4 protein-coding genes are annotated in these 4292 nt (G+C 68.6%); all 4 read left to right on the top strand.

All coding sequences use genetic code 11. The features are described 5' to 3' along the window. Nucleotides 1–312: LuxR C-terminal-related transcriptional regulator (locus tag IRZ30_RS15995; RefSeq protein WP_294086577.1), on the top strand; the 312-nt coding region annotated here is incomplete at its 5' end. Nucleotides 313–607: 295 nt separating this feature from the next. Beyond that, nucleotides 608–2017, top strand: coding sequence for an FAD-binding oxidoreductase (locus IRZ30_RS15990; protein ID WP_294086576.1), 1410 nt, complete (start codon nucleotides 608–610; stop codon nucleotides 2015–2017). A 289-nt stretch (nucleotides 2018–2306) separates the two neighbouring features. After that, nucleotides 2307–3026: a haloacid dehalogenase type II gene (locus tag IRZ30_RS15985; protein ID WP_294086574.1), complete on the top strand. Its 720-nt coding sequence runs from the start codon at nucleotides 2307–2309 to the stop codon at nucleotides 3024–3026. Nucleotides 3027–3231: 205 nt separating this feature from the next. Continuing rightward, the gene (locus IRZ30_RS15980; protein WP_294086571.1) at nucleotides 3232–4176 is read left to right on the top strand and encodes a hypothetical protein; all 945 of its coding nucleotides are present in this window, start codon (nucleotides 3232–3234) and stop codon (nucleotides 4174–4176) included. The last annotated feature ends 116 nt before the right edge of the window (nucleotides 4177–4292 follow it).

The raw sequence follows: 4292 nt of genomic DNA, 5'->3' as shown, positions 1-4292 counted from the left end.
CTGACGCTCGCCGAAGCCGTGGAGCGCGCGCAGCGCCTCCTAGCCGCCCCGCCCGGTCCCGGTCGACACTACCGGCGGCCCCGCCCCCACCTCGGCGGATTGACCCGGCGGGAGTATGAAGTCGCCCTCCAGGTCGCGCTCGGGAAGACGAACCGTGAGATCGCCGCGGACCTCTCCATCGGCGAGAAGACGGTCGAGATGCACGTCAGCAACAGTCTGAACAAGCTCGGGCTTCGCTCCCGCGCCCAGTTGGCAGCCTGGATCGCCTCGTCCACCACGAGCGAGCCCTTCGGCGCCAGCGCCGAACACTGAAAAACCGCGCGCCGAGGTCAGGCCCGGAGCTAGAGCCGCCGCGCACGGGTCGACCGCGTAGACCCTTCACACCACCCATTCCCGGGCACGTGCCGCAGCGCGGGGATCCTCTCAGCACGCGGCATCGCGCCTGGCACCTGCCCGCATCCTCCCCACCGACACCCCAAACCCAGGGGAAAATACCGGGAATCCCCGGGTACCGGCCGCCACCCTGCTCTCCTATGCTGCCAGCATCGAGCACGGCGTGCCGGCACTAACCCCCTGGGAAGCACCCAGGCAAGAAGGGGGTGCATCGATGACGCTTCAGACGGCAACCGAGATGCGCGAAATCCCGGAGGCCGACATCCAGGCCTTCACCCAGTCGTTGCGCGGGCAACTCATTCGCCGGGGAGACCCGGACTACGACGAGGCCCGCAAGGTCTACAACGCCATGATCGACAAGCATCCGCTGCTGATCGCCCGCTGCGTCGACGTGGCCGACGTCATCGAGTCGGTGAACTTCGCCCGCGAGCACGGCCTGCTCCTTGCCGTCCGCAGTGGCGGGCACAACGGGGCCGGCCTCGGCATCTGCGACGACGGGCTGGTCATCGACCTGTCGGGGATGAACAGCATCCGGGTCGACCCCGAGGCGCGGACCGCGCGGGTCGAGGCGGGTGCCACACTCGGCGACGTCGACCACGCCACGCATGCCTTCGGCCTCGCGACCCCCAGCGGCACCGTCTCGCTCACCGGCGTCGGCGGAATCACACTCGGGGGCGGAGTCGGCCACCTCACGCGCCGGTTGGGGCTGGCCATTGACAATCTGCTGGAGGCAGACGTCGTCCTGGCGGATGGCCGCTTCGTCACGGCCAGCGCCCAGCAGAATCCTGACCTCTTCTGGGCCCTGTGCGGCGGTGGCGGCAACTTCGGCGTCGTCACCTCGTTCCTGTTCCGGCTGCACCCGGTGAGCACCGTCTATGCCGGCCCGATGCTATGGGACGCGGACAAGTCGGCAGACGTGCTGCGCTGGTTCCGCGACTTCCTGCCGTCCCAGCCGGACGACCTCAGCGGCTTTTTCGCCTTCCTGAAAGTGCCGCCGGTGGCGCCGTTCCCGGAGGAACTGCACAACAAGTCGATGTGCGGCGTCATCTGGACCTATGCCGGCCCGATGGAGCAAGCGGAGGCCACCTTCGCGCCGATCCGGGCGCAGTTTGGCCCGCCGGCGCTCGATTGGGTCGGGCCGATGCCGCTGCCCGTGCTTCAGCAGTTGTTCGATGCGCTCTACCCTCCGGGCCTCCAGTGGTACTGGAAGGCCGACTTTTTCAACGACATCCCGGACGCCGCGATCCCCGTGGAAGTCGAGTACGGCACCAACCTGCCGACGTACCTCTCGGGGGCGCACATCTACGCCATCAGCGGCGCCGCAAACCGGATCCCGAAGGACGCCACCGCCTGGAGCTACCGCGAGGCCAAGTGGGTTCAGGTGATCGTCGGCGTGAGCGACGACCCGGCCGACAAGGACCGGATCACCAAGTGGGCGCGCGATTTCTGGGAGGCGCTACACCCCTACTCCGCCGGGGGCGCCTACATCAACTTCATGATGGAGGAAGGCGCGGAGCGCATCCGAGCCACCTATCGGGACAACTACGACCGGCTCGCCGCGATCAAGGCGAAGTACGATCCGGCCAACCTGTTCCGCGTCAACCAGAACATCCCGCCACGGTGACGATCCCGACGGCGACACGCCGGCGGTCGCCATGACGGGTCGGAGCCGTCGCCACGCGCGGGGGTTGGGGAGCTGGGGGAGGCCCTGTAGCCTCCCCCGTCGTCATGCCGGCAACGCCCGGCAAGGAGCGCCGGCATCTCACCGGCCCCTTCGTCCTTGTGGGCAATGCGAGCCGGCACTGCCCGGCACGCTCCGGTTCCGTGCGGACGCACGCGCCGCGCGCTCGGTATGATGTGCGCATCCGCGCCGCGCGCGTGGCGAGTGCGTCCGCACCGAAGGGAGGTTCCGGGTGAGGCGGGAGGACATCTGCGTCGCGACGTTCGACTGCTACGGCACGTTGGTCGACTGGGAGGGTGGCGCAGCCTCGTTCCTCTATGCGCTCGCGCTCCGGCTCGGGGATCCGTCGCCCGACCCCGGCATGGCGCTCCGTGAGCGATGGGAGGCGATCCAGTTCGAGCTGCTGGCCGGCGGCTATCGCCCGTACAAGGAGATCCTGGCCGAGAGCCTGCGGGTCTGGGCCGAGGAGCGAGGCTACCCCTGGGATCCGGCGTACGGCGAGGATCTCGTCCGCGCGATGCGGAGCTGGCAGCCGTTTCCTGACACCCGCCCGGCCCTCCTCCAGGCGCACGCTGCCGGGTTGCGCCTCGTGATCCTCTCGAATACGGACCGCGACATCATGGCGCACACGCTGCGGCAGCTCGACCTCCCGTTCGAGCGCGTCATCGTGGCCGAGGACGTGGGCGCCTACAAGCCGTCGGAGCGGGGCTTCCGCTTCTTGCTGGAGCAGGTTGCCGAGCCGCCGGAGCACATCCTGCACGTCGCCTTCGGCTTCAAGTACGACATCGGCCCGGCGCAACGCCTCGGGTTCCACACCGCCTGGGTCAACCGCCACGTGGAAGCCCCACCCGGCCCGGAGCAGCCCGATTTCATCTGGCGCGACCTGTGGGGGCTGGCCGAGTTCGCAGGCGGGCCCGGACCGGTCCCGAGCGGCGCCCCGAGCCATCGGTAGCGCGCCGCGGCGCGCCGTCGGGACCGACCCTGGAACCACAGGGCGGCAACCCCGGAATTCACAGAATATTCATAGCCATTGACTACTCATTGGCCCTGCCTAGAGTAGATGCATGTCGCACATCGGCATCCGGGGCCGCGCGAGGGCCGCACCCACTGCCCTGGTGACGGCTTGCGGATCGGGGCATTCCAAAAAGGGGGTTACGATGACACCCTCGCCGCGCCGCCGGTTGCGTCCCTTGGTCCTGCTCGGCGCAACACTCATCCTTGCCGCCAGCGTGCTCTGGTCCCCGGCCGTCGCCGCAAGCGCACCTGTCCTCGAGCCGGGGCCTGTCGTCAGTCCTGCCGCGCCGCCCCCGGAGGTGGAAGCAATCTTCCAGCGAACCTGGGCGCGCATGGACCGCCCGGTTACCGAGGGGCGGGTGAACCGTACCTGGATCTGGGGTCCGGGCAACGCAGTCACGGACATCGTCGAGATCTATGGCGACGCCCCCAATGGCGAACGCCACGTCCGGTACTTCGACAAGACCCGTATGGAGGACAACTCCTGGCGCGCGGAACAACCCTGGGACGTTACCAACGGCCTGCTGGCACAGGAGCTGGTGACCGGCGTGGTGCAACTGGGCGACGACGCCTTCTCCGACCCACGTGAACCTGCCAACGTTGTCGTCGCGGGGGACCCCGACTCACCTGGGCCGACGTACGCCACCTTCGCCAAACTCCTGAACGAGCCACCCCACCCGATCGACCGGCCGATCATTCATACGATCACCCCGGAGGGCGTGGTTGGCACCGACCCCTCGCTGGCAGCCTATGACGTCTGGACTGCCGGGTTGTTCAACGAGCGCATCCCTGTGCATTCGGTCCCAAACGTCTTCTACGACTTCATGACCGGGACGGGGCTCATCTACGAGGACGGCCAGTACGTCGTGGGGCCGTATTTCGAGAACCCGCTCTACGCGACCGGCTATCCGCTGACCGAACCGTACTGGACCCAGGTAAACGTCAAAGGGGTGCCGACCCTGGTGCTGGTCCAGGTCTTCGAGCGACGGGTGTTGACCTACACCCCGAGCAATCCCGACGGCTGGAAGGTTGAGGCGGGCAACGTCGGCCAGCACTACTTCCTGTGGCGGTACGGCCAAAAGCCGTGAGCTCCCGTTCGTGCGCGACGCTCGGTCATCCTGCCGCGAGGAAACCGTCGTGGGGGCGGCCCCCCCGCGCCGCCGGCGGCGCCCCGCCGCGCGCGCCCCCCCCCCCGCCAACCCCC

This window comes from Sphaerobacter sp. (assembly GCF_019683595.1).
Taxonomy (GTDB): domain Bacteria; phylum Chloroflexota; class Chloroflexia; order Thermomicrobiales; family Thermomicrobiaceae; genus Sphaerobacter.
This window is presented reverse-complemented; position numbering and strand designations above follow the sequence as displayed.

Bases quoted from the DNA above. Each gene is read 5' to 3' on its own strand.
- IRZ30_RS15990 (WP_294086576.1), top strand. From the start codon at position 608: ATGACGCTTCAGACGGCAACCGAGATGCGCGAAATCCCGGAGGCCGAC.
- IRZ30_RS15980 (WP_294086571.1), top strand. From the start codon at position 3,232: ATGACACCCTCGCCGCGCCGCCGGTTGCGTCCCTTGGTCCTGCTCGGC.